The 17938-nt window shown below is 58.9% G+C and carries 17 protein-coding genes; 5 read left to right on the top strand and 12 right to left on the bottom strand.

What is annotated here, in order from left to right; translation table 11 throughout:
• Positions 1-175: 175 nt before the first annotated feature.
• Complete coding sequence (locus UM93_RS06810) at positions 176-937, top strand: SDR family NAD(P)-dependent oxidoreductase (protein WP_045074567.1); 762 nt, start codon at positions 176-178, stop codon at positions 935-937.
• Between the two features lie 33 nt (positions 938-970).
• On the top strand, positions 971-1798 hold the full coding sequence (locus UM93_RS06805; protein WP_045074565.1) for an SDR family NAD(P)-dependent oxidoreductase: 828 nt from the start codon (positions 971-973) through the stop codon (positions 1796-1798).
• A gap of 6 nt (positions 1799-1804) precedes the next feature.
• Here UM93_RS06805 and UM93_RS06800 read toward each other — a convergent pair whose 3' ends face one another.
• From UM93_RS06800 to UM93_RS06770, 7 genes are all read right to left on the bottom strand, one after another.
• On the bottom strand, positions 1805-3136 hold the full coding sequence (locus tag UM93_RS06800; RefSeq protein WP_045074563.1) for an MFS transporter: 1332 nt from the start codon (positions 3134-3136) through the stop codon (positions 1805-1807).
• Between the two features lie 275 nt (positions 3137-3411).
• Positions 3412-4506 (bottom strand): 3,4-dihydroxyphenylacetate 2,3-dioxygenase, encoded by a 1095-nt coding sequence (hpaD, locus tag UM93_RS06795; RefSeq protein ID WP_045074562.1) that lies wholly within the window; start codon positions 4504-4506, stop codon positions 3412-3414.
• Positions 4503-6029: a 5-carboxymethyl-2-hydroxymuconate semialdehyde dehydrogenase gene (gene hpaE, locus UM93_RS06790; RefSeq protein WP_045074560.1), complete on the bottom strand. Its 1527-nt coding sequence runs from the start codon at positions 6027-6029 to the stop codon at positions 4503-4505. Before hpaE ends, hpaD begins: the two co-directional genes overlap by 4 nt.
• A 1-nt stretch (position 6030) precedes the next feature.
• On the bottom strand, positions 6031-6984 hold the full coding sequence (gene dapA, locus UM93_RS06785) for a 4-hydroxy-tetrahydrodipicolinate synthase (protein WP_045074558.1): 954 nt from the start codon (positions 6982-6984) through the stop codon (positions 6031-6033).
• On the bottom strand, positions 6981-7718 hold the full coding sequence (locus UM93_RS06780; RefSeq protein ID WP_045074557.1) for a GntR family transcriptional regulator: 738 nt from the start codon (positions 7716-7718) through the stop codon (positions 6981-6983). The genes dapA and UM93_RS06780 overlap by 4 nt, the downstream gene beginning before the upstream one ends.
• On the bottom strand, positions 7715-9166 hold the full coding sequence (locus UM93_RS06775; protein ID WP_045074556.1) for a fumarylacetoacetate hydrolase family protein: 1452 nt from the start codon (positions 9164-9166) through the stop codon (positions 7715-7717). The genes UM93_RS06780 and UM93_RS06775 overlap by 4 nt, the downstream gene beginning before the upstream one ends.
• A 184-nt stretch (positions 9167-9350) precedes the next feature.
• A complete protein-coding gene (locus UM93_RS06770; RefSeq protein ID WP_234399395.1) occupies positions 9351-10175 on the bottom strand; it encodes a serine/threonine-protein kinase in 825 nt (274 codons plus the stop codon).
• A gap of 229 nt (positions 10176-10404) precedes the next feature.
• On the opposite strand from UM93_RS06770, the gene UM93_RS17080 reads away from it, so the two are divergent.
• Together UM93_RS17080 and UM93_RS06760 are read left to right on the top strand one after the other, a co-directional pair.
• Positions 10405-12102, top strand: coding sequence for an alpha/beta hydrolase (locus UM93_RS17080; RefSeq protein ID WP_157874114.1), 1698 nt, complete (start codon positions 10405-10407; stop codon positions 12100-12102).
• Positions 12099-12626 (top strand): LppA family lipoprotein, encoded by a 528-nt coding sequence (locus tag UM93_RS06760; RefSeq protein WP_045074554.1) that lies wholly within the window; start codon positions 12099-12101, stop codon positions 12624-12626. The genes UM93_RS17080 and UM93_RS06760 overlap by 4 nt, the downstream gene beginning before the upstream one ends.
• Here the strand turns inward: UM93_RS06760 and UM93_RS06755 are convergent.
• From UM93_RS06755 to UM93_RS06735, 5 genes are all read right to left on the bottom strand, one after another.
• Positions 12623-13414 carry an alpha/beta fold hydrolase gene (locus UM93_RS06755; protein ID WP_045074552.1) on the bottom strand — a complete coding sequence of 264 codons (792 nt, stop codon included), beginning with the start codon at positions 13412-13414 and terminating at the stop codon, positions 12623-12625. The two genes, UM93_RS06760 and UM93_RS06755, sit on opposite strands and share 4 nt — an antisense overlap.
• A 4-nt stretch (positions 13415-13418) precedes the next feature.
• Positions 13419-13748, bottom strand: a complete 330-nt coding sequence (locus UM93_RS06750) for a biotin/lipoyl-containing protein (protein WP_045074550.1) — start codon at positions 13746-13748, stop codon at positions 13419-13421.
• Between the two features lie 2 nt (positions 13749-13750).
• Entirely contained in the window at positions 13751-14746 is a 996-nt protein-coding gene (locus tag UM93_RS06745; protein WP_045074548.1) for an alpha-ketoacid dehydrogenase subunit beta, read from the bottom strand.
• Complete coding sequence (locus tag UM93_RS06740) at positions 14739-15833, bottom strand: thiamine pyrophosphate-dependent enzyme (RefSeq protein ID WP_082057046.1); 1095 nt, start codon at positions 15831-15833, stop codon at positions 14739-14741. Before UM93_RS06740 ends, UM93_RS06745 begins: the two co-directional genes overlap by 8 nt.
• Positions 15834-15946: 113 nt before the next feature.
• Positions 15947-17344 (bottom strand): amino acid permease, encoded by a 1398-nt coding sequence (locus tag UM93_RS06735; RefSeq protein WP_045074547.1) that lies wholly within the window; start codon positions 17342-17344, stop codon positions 15947-15949.
• A gap of 82 nt (positions 17345-17426) precedes the next feature.
• Here UM93_RS06735 and UM93_RS06730 point away from each other — a divergent pair, with 82 nt between their 5' ends.
• Positions 17427-17894 carry an Lrp/AsnC family transcriptional regulator gene (locus UM93_RS06730; protein WP_045074546.1) on the top strand — a complete coding sequence of 156 codons (468 nt, stop codon included), beginning with the start codon at positions 17427-17429 and terminating at the stop codon, positions 17892-17894.
• Positions 17895-17938 lie beyond the last annotated feature (44 nt).

The raw sequence follows: 17938 nt of genomic DNA, 5'->3' as shown, positions 1-17938 counted from the left end.
GTTCCCGTTCGGCTGTAAGCCACATCACTTATCTGCTAAAACTACTCTCTTCTGAGCGCTAGCTCCACTGTGCGACCGCGCTGTGCCTGGATCGTCAACTGATGTTCCTTCAGGAGCAAAGGCGCCAGCTGAGCGATTGGCAGGATGAAGTGACGTTGTGGGAAAGGGATTCCAGATGGAATTAGGACTCACCGGGAAAACGGTGATTATTTCGGGAGCGGCCTCCGGTATCGGTCGTGCCTGCGCTCGAGCCTTTGCCGAGGAAGGGGCGAACCTGGCGCTGATCGACATTGACGAGCCCGCCGGCATTGCCTTGGAGAGGGAGCTAGCTGCCGATGTGCCCTGTATTTTTGTCTCGGCGGATATCACCAATGAGGTAGAGGTCGCCGCTGCGGTGGATTCTATTGCTGGCTCTTTTGGTGGAATTGACGTGGTGATCGGCTCAGCGGGTATCTCCGGTCCGTTCGGGGTCGGATTCGAACACATTTCGAGCCGAGACTTTTCCCGAGTTCTGGAGGTCAATGTCACCGGGCAGTTCCTGCTCGCCAGGCAAACCGCCCGCTATCTGCGCGAAGCGAAGAGCGGCAATCTGATCTTCATCGCCTCGGATTCTAGTTTTGTGGCGGCCCCCGGGATGGTGCCCTATAACGCTTCAAAGGGGGCCCTGCTGCAGCTCACCCGGGCACTTTCAGTCGAACTGAGCGACTCGGCGGTCCGAGTTAATTGCCTGTGCCCCTCAATTGTTGACACCCCAATGGCACGCCAGGATTTGGGCATTGCCGAGGGGACGATTGAGTTATTGGACTTTCCGGTGCAAACACCCGAGCAGGTAGCGCATCATGTGCTGTATCTGGCCTCGTACTGCTCGGAACCCATTAATGGCACCAGCTTGGTGTCAGATTTCGGCTACTTAGCCAGGTCAGCTTTCCCAGCCTGAAACCACAGGCCTGAGCAGAAAAGATGTTAAACGATGACTGAAACCGAAACACAGCTGACAAGTTCGCAGCGTCACCAAGCCAAAGTAGCTTTGGTGACCGGCGGTGGCACCGGGATCGGCGCGGCAATTGCCGGCAGATTAGTTGCCGAAGGGGCAAAAGTGATTCTGACCGGGCGACGGCCTGAACCGCTAGAGGCGGCCGCAGAGCGGCTTTCAGCGCGGGCTATCGCCGCCGATATGTCAGCTCCCGGAGAGGTCAAGGCAGTGATCGAACAGATTGTGGCTGAGTTCGGCCAGCTGGACCTGGTGGTGGCCAATGCCGGTGGGCACGGCTTTTCTTCAGTAGCCGAAACCGACGATGAATCCTGGCGGAGCAGCATGGCCGCAAACTTGGATACCGCCTTTGTCACGTTGCGTGAGGCACTGCCTCAGCTGATTGCCCAGCAGGGAAGTGCCGTCATCGTCTCGTCCCTGGCCGGTTTGTTTGCTGGTCCGAATGTGGCTGGTTACACGGTCGGAAAACATGCTTTGATCGGTCTGACCAAATCCTTGGCCAGGGACTATGGCAAACGAGGTGTCCGGGTTAACGCGCTTTGCCCGGGTTGGGTGCGCACCCCGATGGCGGATGCCGAAATGGACGAATACGCGGCTGCTGCTGGGATCGCAAGCCGTGAGGAGGCTTACCGCAAGGTCACCGCAAACGTGCCCCTGGCTAGGCCTGCCGATCCCGCTGAAATAGCAGCGATTGCCAGTTTCCTTGGTTCATCGGAGGCTTCTTACATCACAGGCGCCACCATCGTTGCCGACGGTGGCGCCCATGTGGTGGATTTGCCCACCATAGCCTTTGACGGCGTGCTTTAGTCGTCCTTAGGCCTGCTCGCTGACCTCGGCCACTCGCAGCCTGGCACCGCGTGGTTCCTTCACCAGCGAGACTCCGACAATCGAGATCAGGCAGAGCACAATCATGTAGATTGCGATGCTGCCGGACCAGTGAGTGTTATCGAGCAGCCATTGGGCGAGTAGCGGAGCGAAGGCACCACCCAGAATCGCGCCGAGCGCATAACCAATGGAAACCCCCGAGTACCTCACCTCGACCGGGAACATCTCGGCATAGAGTGCCGACATCGGCCCATAGGAGAGACCAAGTCCAAAGCCCATCACTAATACCGCAATTAGGAAGAGCCAGATGTTCTTGCTGTCGATTAACAAGAACATCGGAATCATCCAGACAATCAATGCGAGGTAGCCAATCTGGAAGGTGCGGACCCGGCCGATACGATCTGAGAGCGAGCCGCCGAACATCGAAAATGCCAGCCAGCTCACCGCACCGGCCATCACGATCACCAACACTGTCCCGGTTGGCATTTTGAGTGTCTTGGTAGCGTAGGAAGAGAAGAACGCAATCAGCAGGTAACCGACAGCGTTGTTACCAATGAAGATCAGTGCGGTCAGCACGACCTCTTTGGTATTGCTGCGGAAAAGCTGGACCAGGGGAGCGGAGGATTCCCGTTTGCGCTCGGCAAGTTCTTTGAAGACGGGACTTTCGGCGACCGCGCGGCGAATAATGTATCCCACTACGATCAGCAACACCGAGATCAGGAATGGTACTCGCCAACCCCAAGCGAGGTACTGTTCAACGCCCAGCGTGGCATTCATCACGAAGATCACAGTCGAAGCCAGGATTAGCCCGACCGGAACACCGATCTGTGGGTAGGAACCCCAAAGACCGCGCTTAGTGGTCGGCGCGTGCTCAACCGCCATCAAGGCTGCGCCACCCCATTCGCCGCCCGCCGAGAAGCCCTGCAGGATCCGCAGCAAGGTCAGTAGCAGCGGAGCCCAAACACCGATCTGAACATAGGTCGGTAGTACGCCAATCAGTGCCGTTGACGCTCCCATCATAATCAGGGTGAGTACCAGCATGGCCTTCCGGCCAACTCGATCGCCCAAATGACCGGCCACAATGGCACCAAGCGGGCGGAACAGGAAAGAAATCCCCACCGAAGCCCAGGAGATCAACTGATCCAGGCCGGGGCTGTCCGCTGCCAGCGGCTTGAAGTAGAGCTGTGCGAAAACCAGGCCCGCGGCCTGGGCGTAAATGAAGAAGTCGTACCACTCGATGGTGGTGCCGACCAGGGTGCCGGCGAGGACCTTGCGGTCCTCGGTGGACATTTTGCTGCGAGTGACTGCTGTCCCGCTCATCTGAACTCCCTTGTTCGTAGTTTCTTGCTCTTCACCAGCTTCCCCGTTTGCTGGTCTCGTCTGGCCCTTCGAGGACGAGGATTTCCGCCCCGTCCTTCCTCCTGATTTGCCGAGGTAAGACGATTTTCCGCCCCTTAGACACGGGACTTCGCGTGTCGCTGACGCGCCACGCGGGAGCCCGCGATGCGGGGCTACAAAAATCGTCCTACCTGGCCAGATAGTGCATCAAGCTAACGTTGCTGTTGCCAATCTTTCCCTTCCCTCAGAGGCCCTCGCTAAAGTTGCTTGCCGAGTTTGAAGCCTACTTCTTCGCCCGGTTCCTCGAACTCGCTGGGTTGCCGAGTGTAGGAGAAACCATCCGCGCCAACGGTGACCGCCATTTCGGACTTGTCCTCGCGGACCACTACCGGCTGCGGGTTGCCATCCAGGTCGAGCACCAGTGAAGCCTCGGTGTACCAGCTCGGCACCACCGGGTTGCCCCACCAGTCGCGGCGCTGATTATCGTGCACGTCCCAGCTGACCGTGGGGTTGTCCGGGTCGCCGGTGTAGTAATCCTGGGTGTAGATCTCCACCCGGTGGCCATCCGGATCCAGGATGTAGAGGTAGAAAGCGTTCGAGACGCCGTGTCGGCCCGGACCACGCTCAATTCGGTCGGAGATCCGCAGCGCGCCCATTTTGTCGCAGATTTGGATGATGTTGTGCTTCTCATGGGTGGAGAAGGCGATGTGGTGCAAGCGAGGCCCGTCGCCGCCGGTCAGGGCGGTATCGTGCACAGTCTGCTTGCGGTACATCCAGGCGGCGTAGGTGACGCCGTCGGAATCCTTAATGTCCTCGGAGACCTTGAAGCCAAGGTCTTCGAGGTAAGCCCGGCCCTTCGGCACGTCCGGGGTGACCTGGTTGAAGTGGTCGAGACGCACCAGCTCGCCAGCGTTATACAGATCGTAGCGTTGGGTGAGCCGTTCGACGTGCTCGGTTTCGTAGAAGAACTCGTAGGGGAAGCCGAGCGGATCTTCCACCCGCACCGAGTCGCCGATGCCCTTGACGAAGCCGTCACGACGTCGTTCGGTGCGGCAGCCACGCTCGGCGTACCAGGCCTCGGCCCTATCGACGTCCTCCGGGGTACGGACCCGGTAAGCGAAGGCCGCAGCCGCCGCCACCGGTCCCTTGCGGAGCACCAAATTGTGATGAATGAATTCCTCGAAGGAACGTAGGTAAATCACCTCGTCGTCCTCTTCGGTGACGTGTAAGCCGAGCACGTCGACGTAGAACGCCCGTGATGCCGCCAGATCTGTCACCACGAGTTCCAGATAGGCGCAGCGGACGATGTCCGGTGCTGCTGCGTTGAAGGTTTCTGCCGCGGATGCGCTCATTTGCTTGCTCCAAGCTCTGTTGCCCCGAAACGGGGGGTGTGCACAGCGCCAAGGGTGATGTGCACGGCCTGCTGATCGGTGTAGAAGTCGATTGAACGGTAGCCGCCCTCGTGGCCTAGGCCGGAGGATTTAACTCCACCGAACGGGGTGCGCAGATCCCGCACATTATGTGAGTTGAGCCAGACCATGCCAGCCTCCACATTCTGCGCGAAATTATGTGCCCTGGTTAGATCCTGAGTCCAAATGTAGGCAGCAAGCCCGTACTTCACGCCATTGGCTAGCTTCAGGGCTTCCTCGTCGGTGTCGAAGGGAGTGATCGCGACCACCGGGCCGAAAATCTCCTCTTGGAAGATCCGCGCTTCGGGGGCCACATCGGCGAAGACAGTGGGGGAGACGTAACTGCCGTCCTGTTGGCCTTCGGGTAGATTGTCCGGCCTGCCACCGCCCGCCAAGAGACGCCCCTCCGACTTGCCGATCTCCACATAGGACATCACCTTGGCATAGTGTTCCGGGTGCACTAACGCGCCGACCTCGGTGGCCGGGTCGTGTGGATCGCCAACCACAATGTTCTTCGCCCGGGCAGCGTAGCGCTCGCAGAAATCGTCGTAAATACTGCGTTGCACCAAGATGCGTGAACCGGCTGTGCAGCGCTCGCCGTTCAAGGAGAACACGCCAAAAAGGGTGGAGTCGATAGCTGCTTCCAAGTCTGCGTCCTCGAAAATGACAGCCGGAGACTTACCGCCGAGCTCCATCGAGAGGCCCTTCAGGTTCGCCGCAGCGTTCCGGAAGATGGTTTGGCCCGTGGTGGTCTCACCGGTGAAGGAGATCAGCGGCACCTCCGGGTGTTTCACGAGGGCGTCGCCGGCTTCCTCGCCCAGTCCATTGACCAAGTTAAAAACACCGTCCGGCAAGCCGGCCTCTTGGAAGATGGTGGCCCACAACGACGCCGAAAGTGGGGTGAACTCGGCGGGCTTGAGCACCACTGTGTTGCCGGTGGCGAGCGCCGGGGCAAGCTTCCAGGACTCCAACATGAAAGGGGTATTCCACGGCGTGATCAGCCCGGCGACGCCGATTGGCTTCCGGTTTACATAGTTGATTTGTGCGCCGGGAACCTTCATCGCGTCATCGAATTGGGCAACAATCAGGTCCGCAAAGAAGCGGAAGTTCTCGGCGGCACGGAGCGCCTGACCGCGAGCTTGCTTAATCGGCAGACCGGTATCGAAAGTCTCTAGCTCGGCCAATCGATCGTTTTGCTCTTCCACCGCGTCGGCGATCTTATTGAGCACCCGGGCGCGTTCGCGAGGCTTGAGTTTCGGCCAGGGGCCATTGACGAACGCTTCGCGGGCAGCTGCCACCGCAGCGTCGATGTCTTCCTTCTGACCGGCGGCCGCCGTGGTGTAGCTGGTATTGGACACCGGGTCCAGCACCTCGAAAGTTGCGCCGCTGATGGAATCGACAAATTTGCCGTTAATGTAGTGCTGAATCTTCTCCGGCAGGTTCTCCGGAATGTAATGCTGTGTCATTTCAGGCCTCCTGGGAATTCTCATGGTTACCGGGAACCGGGGTCAGATAGTCTTTGCCGGCTAAGAGCAATGAGTTAATGGTTTTCAGCCCGTTCTCGGTAGGGCGGATCAGCGGCGGCCGGACATAATCCGAGGCAATCAGGCCACGTTGCGCCATCAGCCATTTCGCCGGGGCCGGGTTGGTCTCCGCGAAGAGCAGATCTACCAGCGGGTGCACTCCGTAGTGGATGCGCTGCGCGGTTTCCAGATCGCCCTCGATCCAGGCGTTATACATCTCTGCCGAAGCTTTGGGCGCGATATTTGCCAGCGCTGAGATGAATCCAACACCGCCGAGTGCCATGAGCGGCAAGCAGAGCAGTTCCAGACCGCTCCAGACCAGCAGATCCTTGCCAGCAAGGTGCAACACTCGGGAAAAGTGCTCAAAGTCCTTGGTGGTCTCTTTGATGCCGACGATGTTCTCGAAATCTTTGAACAGCCTGCCCACCGTCTCCGGGGCAATATCGACGGCGGTACGTGAGGGTACGTTGTAAATAATGAACGGCATCTGTGGGAACTCGCGGGCAATCGTGGCGTACCACTGGTAGAGCGCTTCCTGAGTGGGCCGGGCATAGTACGGCGTGATGATCATCGAGGCGTCTGCCCCGGCATCGACGGCGACCTGAGTGAGCTCAAGGGTTTCCGGCAGCTGCGCGGTGCCGGTGCCGGCCAGGAAGGGCACTCGGTCCGCGGTGGCAGCGGCAACAGTGCGGATTGCTTCGGCACGTTCCTCGACGGATTGTGCGCCGGGTTCGCCGGTCGACCCGCCAATCGTGACGCCGTGCGAGCCGGAGGCGATCTGCCATTCGACCATGGCACGTAGTGAGTCGTGATCCACCGAACCCTGCTCGGTGAAAGGGGTGAACATGGCAGCAAACGAGCCGCCAAAATTCTTGGCTGGGTCGGAACGGAACTTCACTGGTGAATCTCCTTCGGTAATGAGTTGGTCGATAGTGAGCTAGTTAACTGGGCTGTCTCGGAGGCTGGCTGCTCCGGACTGAGGTATGCGTTCAGGGTGGCGTTGCGGTGGGCTCGGCAGGCGCGTTCGACCTCGTCGGCACTTGCCTTGGCGGCAATTAAATCGAGCAGCGCTTGATGTTCCTGCACTGACTGTTCTGCACGCCCGGGAATGTAGTTGAAGGTAGAACTGCGCAAGGCGCCGAGCCGATTCCAACCACGGTGAACCAGATCTAGCAGGTGCGGATTGGGGCAATTCTGGTAGAGCACCTGATGAAAATCGTGATTCAGCTCGGTAAACCGAACCGGGTCGAAGCGTGCCAGACAGTTCTCCATCTCGTGGTTGATCTGCTGCGCTTTGGCCAGGTCGTCGCTACCCAGGGCTGGCAGCGCCAGCGCGGTCGCGGCGCTCTCGACAATGCTCAGGGTCTGCATAGTGAAGAGATACTCGTCGCGGTCGATACCGGCAACGGTGGCTCCGACATTGCGTTCGAAGGTGAGCAGGCCCTCGGCCTCTAAGCGCCGAATGGCTTCCCGGACCGGAACCACGCTAACGCTCAGTTGCTCGGCGATTCGGGAGAGCACCAAGCGGTGGCCGGGGGAGTAGTCGCCGCTGAGGATCCGATCCCGGATCGAATGATAGGCCAGCTCGGATTTACTTGAGTTATTGCTCGAGCTAGGTGTACCGCTGTTCATGCTTCGAGCGGATTCTGGCTGGCCCAGCTGGTGTACTTGCTCTTCCACTCGGCGTTCATTGGGTACAGCCCGTCGACGCCGTGGCCGGCGCGAACCATTTCAGCGATGAAGGTTTCTTCGTGTTCTTGTTGCAAGGAATCGTTTGCTAGCTCCTCGGCCAGGCTCGGCGGGATGACGAGGATGCCGTCGTCGTCGGCAACGATGATGTCCCCTGGCTGTACGGTACTGCCGCCGCAAGCCACGGTTTCATCGACAGCCCAGGGCACGTGGCGGCGCCCGAGTACGGCGGGGTGTGGGTTGGCGGCGAAGACCGGCAGTTCTAATTCAGCCACCGCGGTGTAGTCGCGGACCCCGCCGTCGGAAATAATGGCGGCAGCCCCGTTGTGCAGAGCTCGCAGCGCCAAAATATCACCGAGTGTGCCAGTGCCTTTTTCGCCGCGCGCTTCCATCACTAACACCTCGCCCTCTTTGAGCGAGTCGATGGCCCGTTTTTGCGCGTTATAGCCGCCGCCAAATTCCTTAAAGAGGTCTTCTCGATTGGGCACATAACGCAGCGTGCGCGCGGTACCGACGACCTTTTCGCCTGGCCGAGTGGGGCTGAGCCCGTCAATGCTGACGTTATTGAAGCCGCGTTTGCGTAGCTGCGAGGAGAGGGTAGCGGTAGCAACCCTGAGCAGCTTGGTTTTGAGTTCCGAGGTGAGCGTTGCTTTGGTTTCGGCTGCTGGAGTGCCCCAGGCCTCAGCCCGCTGCAGATCATCAACTTTCGGTTGCGCGCCAAACTCAGCCAGCGGGACGGTTCCTTCGGTTACCTCGGTGCGCAGTCGACCGCTGGAAAGCGTGCCATTGCTAACTTCGACCTCGACCACGTCGCCGGGCACCGCGACCGAGGCTCCCGCCGGGGTTCCGGTCAGGACCACGTCTCCGGTTTCCAGGGTGAGCAGCTGGCTCAGATCGGCGATCAGCTGGCTGAAGGGAAAGAGTAGAGTGCTGGTCTCGTCGTCCTGCACCAGTTCGTTATTGAGCCAGGTCCGCACCGTCAGCTGAGTGGGGTCGATCTCGCGCGCGCTCATCAGGCCCGGTCCGATCGGGGTGAAGCCATCACCGCCCTTTGATCGTAAATTGGAGCCTTTGTCTGCATAGCGCAAATCGTAGACGCCGAGGTCGTTACTCGCGGTGACCCACTGCACGTGCTGCCAGGCTTCCTCGGGGGAGACTCTGCGGGCTGGGGTGCCAATAATCAGCGCAATTTCACCTTCGTAACCCAGTAATTCGCAACCAGCTGGCCGTTCTAGTTGACCCGAGATGCTCAGCGAACTGCTCGGCTTGAGGAAGTAGGAGGGCAGCTTGGGGGTTCGGCCACGCTGCGCTGCTCGAGAGGGGTAGTTGATATGCACAGCAATCACCTTGCCCACTGATTGCAGGAACGTTTCATCAACTTGCTGCGTCATCGCACTCCTCGCGGTTCTCTCTCAACCAATCGAGCTAGAAAAATTCGTACTCTCCTAGGATTGCCTCGATCATCGATAAGATATGAAATCGTATACGATCAGCCTAAAAGGTGATTCGGGCCACGTCAAGAGCGTCTGAAGTGTTTTCCGCCGACCGTCGAGTGTCGACCGTCGAGTTGCGGGCTCAGCGGTGCGCGGGTACCGGAAGCTGCAGTTCGAAGAGCGCCTCGGCGCAGTCTGTGGCACTGGGACGTAACAGTGGCTCGCGCTGGGTCATGGCGGTCAGCAACCGCTGCCAGCCCGGCTCTAGTTGGTCCGGAATCACCGGATCTCGCAGCAGCCGCGCCAGCGAGGCTTCCAAAGCAGTACCAGGAAACGCCTTTTCGCCGCTCAGACACTCCAGCAGCACGAGGCCCAGGGAGTAGATATCAGCACTGGGATGCACTGCCTCACCGAGAGCTTGCTCGGGGCTGAGGTAACTGGCGGTGCCAATAGTCTGACCGGGGCTGGTGGCCTCGGCGGAATCGTTGAGTCGAGCGACGCCAAAGTCGCACAAAATGGGTAATTGGGAACTGCCGATCAAGATATTCGCGGGTTTGACGTCACGATGCACCACACCCGCGGCATGTACTGCGGCTAACGCTTCGGCCAAAGCCCAGCCGAAGCGTGCGGTCTTAGCAGGTCTCAGGCCGACTGACCCGGGGGCTTCGCTGAGCAGGCTGCGTAGGTCTCGGCCGTCGATGAGTTCCATCACCATAAAAGCCCGCGGTGCATCCAACTCGGTTTCGTAAATTCCGCAATCAAAAAGGCTGATCAGGAAGGGATGCTGCACTTTTGTGAGGGCACGAATTTCTTGTTCTTGCCGACGCACATCCGCCGAGTCCGCAGCAAAGATTTTTACCGCGACATGACGGTTCAACTGAAGGTCACGGGCGCTGAACACCGCCGCGCAGGCACCTATACCAATTCGTTCGGACAGCCGATATCGGCCGCACAAAACTTGCTCCATTGCGTTCCTCAAAAGAGTGGGAAGTGAACACATCCGGTTGAGAATCAGTGTATTCCTGGGCCGGGGCGATGCTCTGGCAATAACGGTTTTGTGGCGAGTCTTGGCGTCGATGCTGCGTTTCTAGGGACGGGAAGGCCTAGCGAAACAGGGGAGAGCTACCCATCGACGTTTTATTGCCGGAAGTTTAGTCTTCTTGCTAAGACAAAGATTCACCGACGGGGGACTTATCGTGAATGACTCAATGCTGGGTGCCAACCCAGACGACCTCAAGGGCTTCGCCAAATATATAGATAAGACCTCGCACGATCTAGACCTGACCACTAACACTCTGGATGCGGTGCTCAATGGTCAGATTCGCTGGTTCGGTCAGGACGCGGCACGATGCCGACAGCATTGGGCCTCCTCGATGCGCCCTCATCTGAGTCAGGCAATCTCGATGTTGAGCGAAGTTGCCAAGGTTTTGGTCCGCAATGCCGAAGAGCAAATCAAGGCCAGCGCGGTGGTTAGCGCGGGCATCGGCGCCGGGGCGGGTGCGGACGGTATCTCACCCCAGCCCCCGTTGCCCACAGCACCCGCCGCCGGAAGCGACCCTAAAGATGTCACGAAGTGGTGGAACTCGCTCAGCGAGGAGGAAAAAGCTCGCTATATTCGCGAGCATCCAGGGGACATTGGCAATCTGGATGGCATCCCGGCGAGCGCGCGGGATGCGGCGAATCGACTTCGGCTGGACAGCGAAGAGACGGCGTTGCTCAAGGAGCTGGCTGGATTGGGGCCGGACGATGATGAACGACGGGCGGAGATCAACAAAGCGCTCGGCACCATTGGCCAGATCAGGAAGTCAGTCACTGACGTCGAAGCGGCCGGCGAGCAAGCTCAGGTGTTGCTCTTTGACGACTCGCTACAGCCACCGCGGGCAGCAGTCGGAGTCGGCAATGCTGATACCGCTGATAATGTCGGCGTTTTCACTCCGGGTATTGGCTCCGAGCCGGATACCAAGTTGAACGGCTATGTGAACGACATGCTGGCATTGAAACGACGCACCGATCGCTTGAATATGTCAACCGGTAGTGACGACAGCACTGCTTTGATCGCCTGGATCGGTTACGACGCCCCTTCCGGACCTGGAGACGGCAAGATTCCGGACCCACGTGTGGTAGAAGCTGCGAACCCCATTAACGGCATCGAGGGCGGGCGCGGGCTGGCGCACTTCGCCGAAGGACTGGATGCGGCTAATCCGGACTCGAACCTCACCGCGATCGGGCACTCTTACGGTTCTTATGTCACCGGTGAGGCTGCGCAAAACACCGATGTCTTCGACAACTTTGTCGTCTTCGGTTCGCCCGGGATCGGCACCAGCGATGCGGGTGACCTGCATGTGCCGGACGGTCATAAGTTCGTGCTTGAAGCCAAGGGCGATGCGGTCGCTGATTTAGGAGCCTTTGGCGACGATCCTAATCAGATGTCCGGGCTGAACGATCTCTCGACATCTGATTCGTCGCACGGTGACGCCTCCAGCGGACATAGCAAGTATCTACAAACCGACACCACGAGTCAGTACAACATCGCTAGCGTGGTAGCCGGGCGTCCCGACTTAGCGGTGGAAGGTCAAAATTCCGGATTCGGCGACGCGGCGCGTGGTTTGATTGGCATCACGGGTCTCGCGGTCCCAGTGCCAGGTTTCCCGGTACCAGTACCTGTCGTTCCGCCCGGTATTGACATTATTCGCGGTGGAGCGGGTGGTGCCTTGGATGGGGCGGCGCAAGGTGGAGATATTGGCGACGATATTGCAGGACTGCCTGGAAGAGTCGTCGGTACTGGGATAGGTACCCTGGTTGGGGGCGTGGATGGTGCTGCCAATTCGGCGTTGGACGACGCCAAGGGCGTAGCCAACGGATTAATCGGTGGAGTTAAGGGAATTTTCGATTGATTGATAAACCCGTATCAACCGTCAAGGCAGCGATGATCGTCCTGCTCTGTACGGTGTTTCTACTCAGTGCTTGTTCCGGAAAGGCGGATAACGTGTCCTCAATAGACTTTGGTGCCAGGCCAAGCCTGCAAACCGTGGTGAAGAAATACGACTCGATGCTCAGCGAAATGAAGAGTGAGCTTTCGAAGAATTTCGCTGGCATCGGCTGGAGCGAATTCCAGCAGGGCGCTTCGATCAACGTGGATGTACCGGGGGCGCCCGGTCAAGCAGTGAATTACTCAAGCGCCGCTTGGGTGGCCGAACTGGCGTTACGCGGAGATGATCGGACCAAGGCACTCAAGGTGCTTGAAGAAGTGGGGGCACGTTTTGGCTTTGCCGCACCACAGATTGTGAAGGACGCCGACGACCATCTTGAAGTGATCGGAACAGACCAGCTAGGCGCGCATTACGAGTTCAGCAGCGGAGCGAAAACCACACTGAGTTATGTCACCGGCATTCATTTAGCCGAAGAGGTGGGATCTTAGCCCGCCAGGAACTCGATGGCGGCTTGTTTGAAGGCTCGGGAGGTTATCGCATTGGCGTGGCTTCGGGCAGGCAGCAGTAGTTGTTCGGCCTCGCCGCCAGCCTGAGCGCTCAATTCGGCCAGCCGAGGCATCGTGCTGGCAAGTTCATCGCGATCCCCGGCGACTAGTAGGATCGGCATTTTGGGCACTGATTCTGCCGGGTCGAAAGGTTCAGTCTTAATTGCCCGAACCAGGCTGAGCAGTGCGAACATGTTCTGATTGGGTACCAAAGAGGCCATCCGCATCAGCGCAGCGGTGGACTCGTCGGCGATTTCCTCGCCGCTGCCGATCAATCGTTCGGCGGCGTCAAGATCAAAGTCAGCAAGCGGATCAATCGCCGCCGGACCGCCGAGCACCATCCGATGAACCAGCTCTGCCTGGGCGGCACCAAACTCCCAGGCCAGCCGAGAGCCAAGCGAATAGCCAATAATATCCACCCCGGAATCCGCTACGTCTGAGTCCAGCGGTCGCACGCCGGAATCGAAGAGGGTCTGTAGGATTTCGGCCCGGATTCTGCTTGGTGTGTACTCGTCGAGCGCCTCTGGTGCTTCGGTGTCGCCATGCCCTGGAAGGTCAATGGAGATCACCCGTCGTCCGGCGGCTTCCAGCGCGCCAAGCCAGCCAGCCTGTACCCAATTGAGCTCGGTGGAGGAAGCGAAACCGTGAATCAGCAATACTGGACGGCCGGTAGCGGCGCCGAAATGGTAGCTGCTCAAGGTCGATGAGCGTCCTTCAACAGAGTGCGTCATCGCCTTAGTCCTCGTCGAGGTTCAGCGAGAGCTTGACGCGGCGTTTAGGTGCTTCCTCAGTGGGCACGGTGCCGACGATGCCAGCGGTGTCATCGGGAACCTCAAAAATAATGAGTGGATCACCGACGTTGATGGTGTCGCCGGGCTCGCCAAAGGTCTTCACCACCTTGCCGGCCTGCGGGGAGGGCAGCTCTACCGCTGATTTGGTGGTTTCCACTTCGACCAGCGGAGTGTTCCGTTCGATCTGATCGCCTTCGGCGACCAACCACTCCAGCACGGTGGCTTCAATCAAGCCTTCGCCAAGGTCCGGTAAGGGGAAGGAAATTTCAGCCATGACTACGCTCCAAGCCGTTTGTAGGTCAGCACTCGTTGAATTCCGAAGAGAATGCGATCCACATTGGGGACATATTCGTCTTCGAGATCTCCTGAAGGATACGGTACGTCGAAGCCGGTAACTCGTTCAACCGGTGCTTTCAACGTGTCAAAGCAGGCTTCGGTGATCCGACTGGCAATTTCGCCGCCCAGACCCGCGGTGAGCGGTGCCTCGTGTACCACCACGGCGCGGCGAGTTTTGGCCACCGAGGCAGCCACGGTCGCGGTGTCGATAGGTTTCAGCCAACGCAGATCGACTACCTCAACCTCGATGCCGTCCTCGGCCGCTAATTCGGCGACCTGCAGGCAACGGGCCACCATCGCGCCGTAGGCGATCAGGCTGACATGCTTACCTTCCCTAGCAATACGGGCACCTTGCAAATTACCCGGGTTGGTGACGTCGACTTCGGCTTTTTGCCAGTAGCGGGGCTTGGGCTCGAGGAACATTACCGGGTCGGGCATGCTGGCAGCAAGCTTGAGCAGGTGGTAAGCCTGTTGCGGGTCCGCGGGGGAGACCACCTTGAGTCCGGGCACGTGCGCCAGCATGGCCTCGAGGCTCTCGGTATGCATCTCTGGTGCGCGCAGCCCGCCAAAACTTGGCATCCGGAGGGTGATCGGCATTGGCATGGTGCCGCGGCTGCGGTAATTCATCCGGCCAATCTGACTAATGATCTGATTCACCGCCGGATAGGCGAAGCCGTCGAACTGGACTTCGGGGATCGGGTGATAACCTGCCAGCGCGAGTCCGACGCTCATGCCCAGGATCCCAGACTCGGCAAGCGGGGTATCGAAAACCCGTTGCGAGCCAAACTCGGCCTGCAATCCGTCGGTAATCCTAAAAACTCCGCCCAGGGTGCCGACATCCTCGCCAAGAATCAGCACCTTAGGGTCCGCACGGAGCGAGTCTGCGAGGGCTAGATTGAGCGCTTTCTGCATTGAGATAGTCGTGATCTCAGACATGTTCGCTCTCCTCACGCCAGGACGCTGCCTGGGCTTTTAATTCAGCGGTGGGCTCGGCATAAACGAAGTCGAACATCTCCTGACCAGGTCGTGAGCCGAGCGCGATCACACCGGCCCGGACCTGTTCTTCCTCGTCTTGTGCGTTACTGAGCGCATTGGCTAAGAAGGTCTGATCGACCACGCCAGCCGCCTGAAGCTTCTCGGCGTAGCGGTCAACCGGATCCTGGCCTGCCTCGCTCCGTTCTTCATCGAGACTGCGATATCGGCCCGGATCGTCGCTGGTGGAATGCGGGCCACGGCGATAGGTCATGGCTTCGATCAGCACCGGCCCCTGCCCCGAGGCCGCATGGGTGCGGGCTGCTGAGGTGGCGGCATAGACCGCTTCGATATCGTTACCGTCGACCTGGATGGTCGGCATGCCATAGCCGGCGGCGCGCGCGGCCACCGAGCCGCCTGCCACCTGGCGATCGGTGGGCACCGAAATCGCCCAGCCATTGTTCTGCACGAAGAAGATCACCGGGGCCTTGAACACGCTGGCAAAGTTCATTGCTTCATGCACATCGCCTTGAGAGGAGGCGCCGTCACCAAAGTAACTGATTGCAACACCATACTTGCCGCTGGGCTGGGGTTCGTCGGTGCTGGTGTTGAGCGGGCCATTGAGAGTCTGTCCATGCGCCCAACCCACGGCGTGTAGCACCGAACCGCCGACTACGGCCTGGATGGGGGCGAAGCGGCTAGCCACCGGATCATAGAGTCCGCCGTGCCAACTCGCCTTGTGGGTGGACATGTAGGCCACCATGTCCACCCCCCAGGCTCTCGCTACTCCCAGTTCACGATAGGTCGGGAAGATGAAGTCCAACTCCCGATTCATCGCATAGGCGCTACCAACTTGTGCCGCTTCCTGGCCACGCTCTGGCGCATAGCCCGGGATGATGCCTTGGCGTTGCCAGGCAATTGCCGAAAGGTCAAGGTGGCGAACTGTTTCCAGCAGCTGATAAAGCTCTCGCTGTTGCTCGCTGCTCAGCGCCAATGCGGGCACCTCAAGGGTTGACGCCGTGCTGAGGCGTTCATTACGGGCTTGGGTCATGATGTGAGCCTATTCACAGTCATGCACATATGCAACTAGGCTAGTCAGAGCTGACAGTCTGATAAAAATTGCCCATATTTATCCGATAAATATGGGCAATTTGTATATATTTTTTAATGCTGAGTCGTCGAGGTTGATTCTCCCAACTCAAGCTTTTTACTGCGCAAGCCGATCCAACAGGCCAGCACGATGAAGGCTGTCAGAGCAAAGGTGCTCAGTAGCTGAATTCGGACGTCAGAATCCAGGAAGCCGAGCACGAAGACGCCGATGATGAGCAGGAGTGCCAGCCAGGAGAGGTAGGGGAATCCCCACATTGGCACCGCTAGTCGCTCGCCCGCTGCTTCGGCGCGGCGGCGCAAGATGATTTGCGAAATGACGGTGGCCAGCCACATCATCAGCGCAGTAGAACCTACCAATTGCAGCAATACGCTGAGGATGTGTTCCGGATCGATAAAGTTGAGGATTACTGCGACGAATCCGAACAGCACTGAGGCAACCACGGCGGCTACCGGTACATGCTTAGCGGTGACCTGGCTGAGGAATTTTGGTGCCATACTGCGCTCGCTGAGTGAGAAAATCATCCGCGAGGAACCGTATAAATTGGCGTTGAGAGCGGAAAGTACAGCGATGGCGATCACCAGTGTGGTGATCTCCTCAGCGTAGGGGATATGTGCCTGGGCTAGGACCGAGGCAAAGGGGTTGGCGGTCGCTTCCGAGTTCCAAGGCAGTACAGTGACCATCACGAAAACCGAGCCGATGTAGAACACCAGAATCCGCCAGACCACCGAGCGAATGGCGCGTCCCACATTGTGCTCTGCGTTCTCGGTTTCGGCCGCCGCAATGGTGACCAATTCGGTGCCACCAAAGGCAAAAATCACAATCAGTAGGCCAGCTGCGACGCCGCCCCAGCCGGTGGGCAGGAAGCCACCGTGGTTGACCAAATTACCGAGGCCAGCGCCGCCATCACTAGGAATGATGCCAAAAATCAGCAGTGCGCCGACCACCAGGAAAATCACGATCACCGCGACTTTGAGAATCGCGAACCAAAATTCCAGCTGGCCAAACTTTCCGACCCCGAGCAGGTTGATCACGGTAAAAACGACCATAAAAACCAGGGTGAGTAACCACTGCGGCAGTGCGCTCCAGATGCTATTCAGAATGGCTGCTGCGCCGGTCGCTTCGGCAGCCACCACCACCACAATCTGGATCCACCATAACCAGCCGACGGTGGCGCCTGCTACCCGTCCCATTGCTTTTTCCGCATAGTAGGAAAATGCTCCGCTATTGGGGTGGGCCGCAGCCATCTCGCCGAGCATCCGCATCACGAAGATCAGGATCGCGCCCGCAACCAAGAACGAGATCAGCACAGCCGGGCCAGCCACGCCGATAGCCTTGCCGGAGCCGATGAACAGGCCGGTGCCAATGGAGGATCCCAGCGCCATCATAATGAGCTGGCGTGGTTTCAAGCTTCGACTGAGCTTTGGGGTGACTTCGACTGACGCGTTCGTCATTGAATGCCTTTTTGTTCGAGGGAGAGTTTTCAGATCTATCATATTGTCGGGGGCCAACGTCGTAACCTAGGAGGCTTGCACAGTGATTGACACTCTTGATGCTCGAATTGTCAGACTCTACACCGAGGAGCCTAGGACCTCGGCTCTGGAAGCTTCGCGTCAACTGGGCGTGGCCCGGGCCACACTTACCTCGAGACTAGAAAAACTGCAGGCCTCCGGCGCAATCCGTTCATGGTCGCCCAGTCTGGCGCCAGCTAATTTTGGTTTTCCGGTGCTGGCTTTCTGCTTTCTCACCATTGAACAAAACCGTGGCCACGACATTGTGGTGCAGGCGCTGGTCGAAATTCCTGAGGTGATGGATGTGCATACCGTCTCGGGGGAGAGCGACATGTTGGTCAAGGTGGCGGCCCGTTCTAACGCTGATTTGCAGCGGGTGCTCGACTCGATTGCCGCCACCGAGGTGGTGGTGCGTTCCAGCACCGTGCTTGCCTTGAATACTCATTTTGAGGCGCGGGCGCTGCCCTTATTCGAGACGGCTGCGCGAGCGTAGCTGCGCAAGAATTGGCGGCTGGTTAGCTGCCGCGTCTCGCCAAC

The organism is Psychromicrobium lacuslunae (assembly GCF_000950575.1).
GTDB lineage: Bacteria > Actinomycetota > Actinomycetes > Actinomycetales > Micrococcaceae > Renibacterium > Renibacterium lacuslunae.
This window is presented reverse-complemented; position numbering and strand designations above follow the sequence as displayed.

What these genes read in the sequence shown, in the direction of transcription:
- UM93_RS06810 (WP_045074567.1), top strand. Translation starts at nt 176, where the DNA reads ATGGAATTAGGACTCACCGGGAAAACGGTGATTATTTCGGGAGCGGCC.
- UM93_RS06805 (WP_045074565.1), top strand. Translation starts at nt 971, where the DNA reads ATGACTGAAACCGAAACACAGCTGACAAGTTCGCAGCGTCACCAAGCC.
- UM93_RS06800 (WP_045074563.1), bottom strand. Translation starts at nt 3,136, where the DNA reads ATGAGCGGGACAGCAGTCACTCGCAGCAAAATGTCCACCGAGGACCGC.
- hpaD (WP_045074562.1), bottom strand. Translation starts at nt 4,506, where the DNA reads ATGAGCGCATCCGCGGCAGAAACCTTCAACGCAGCAGCACCGGACATC.
- hpaE (WP_045074560.1), bottom strand. Translation starts at nt 6,029, where the DNA reads ATGACACAGCATTACATTCCGGAGAACCTGCCGGAGAAGATTCAGCAC.
- UM93_RS06780 (WP_045074557.1), bottom strand. Translation starts at nt 7,718, where the DNA reads ATGAACAGCGGTACACCTAGCTCGAGCAATAACTCAAGTAAATCCGAG.
- UM93_RS06775 (WP_045074556.1), bottom strand. Translation starts at nt 9,166, where the DNA reads ATGACGCAGCAAGTTGATGAAACGTTCCTGCAATCAGTGGGCAAGGTG.
- UM93_RS06770 (WP_234399395.1), bottom strand. Translation starts at nt 10,175, where the DNA reads ATGGAGCAAGTTTTGTGCGGCCGATATCGGCTGTCCGAACGAATTGGT.
- UM93_RS06755 (WP_045074552.1), bottom strand. Translation starts at nt 13,414, where the DNA reads ATGACGCACTCTGTTGAAGGACGCTCATCGACCTTGAGCAGCTACCAT.
- UM93_RS06750 (WP_045074550.1), bottom strand. Translation starts at nt 13,748, where the DNA reads ATGGCTGAAATTTCCTTCCCCTTACCGGACCTTGGCGAAGGCTTGATT.
- UM93_RS06745 (WP_045074548.1), bottom strand. Translation starts at nt 14,746, where the DNA reads ATGTCTGAGATCACGACTATCTCAATGCAGAAAGCGCTCAATCTAGCC.
- UM93_RS06740 (WP_082057046.1), bottom strand. Translation starts at nt 15,833, where the DNA reads ATGACCCAAGCCCGTAATGAACGCCTCAGCACGGCGTCAACCCTTGAG.
- UM93_RS06735 (WP_045074547.1), bottom strand. Translation starts at nt 17,344, where the DNA reads ATGACGAACGCGTCAGTCGAAGTCACCCCAAAGCTCAGTCGAAGCTTG.